General features: G+C 66.0%; 1 protein-coding gene. It reads left to right on the top strand.

What is annotated here, in order from left to right:
- Positions 1–561 (top strand): type II secretion system F family protein (locus HX846_RS37770; RefSeq protein ID WP_178967531.1); only part of this gene is annotated, 561 nt, incomplete at both ends.

The following is a 561-nucleotide window of genomic DNA, read 5'->3' on the forward strand; positions in this document are numbered from 1 at the left end:
GGCCAGCCGCAGACCCGGGCGCTGATCGAGCGTATCCGCGAGCACGTCAAGGCCGGCAAGCCATTGTCGGCAGCGCTGGAAGAGGAGGGCAGCCAGTTTTCGCCGCTGTACCTGAGCATGGTGCGTGCCGGTGAGGCGGGCGGTGCGCTGGAGAACACCCTGCGCCAACTCAGTGACTACCTGGAACGCAGCCAGTTATTGAGAGGCGAGGTGATCAACGCGCTGATCTATCCCGCCTTCCTGGTGGTGGGCGTGCTCGGTTCCCTGGCGCTGTTGCTGGCTTACGTGGTGCCGCAGTTCGTGCCGATCTTCAAGGATCTGGGCGTGCCGATTCCGTTGATCACCGAAGTGATCCTGGGCCTTGGCCAGTTCCTCGGCGCCTATGGCCTGGCGGTACTCGCCGGGTTGATCGTGACGGTCTGGGCCCTGGCGGCACGCCTGCGCAACCCACGACACCGCGAGCAGTACGACCGGTGCGTGCTGGGTATCCGCGTTATCGGCCCGCTGTTGCAGCGGGTCGAAGCCGCACGCCTGGCACGCACCCTCGGCACCTTGCTGAGC

It is taken from the genome of Pseudomonas sp. K5002 (assembly GCF_013386655.1).
Classification (GTDB): domain Bacteria; phylum Pseudomonadota; class Gammaproteobacteria; order Pseudomonadales; family Pseudomonadaceae; genus Aquipseudomonas.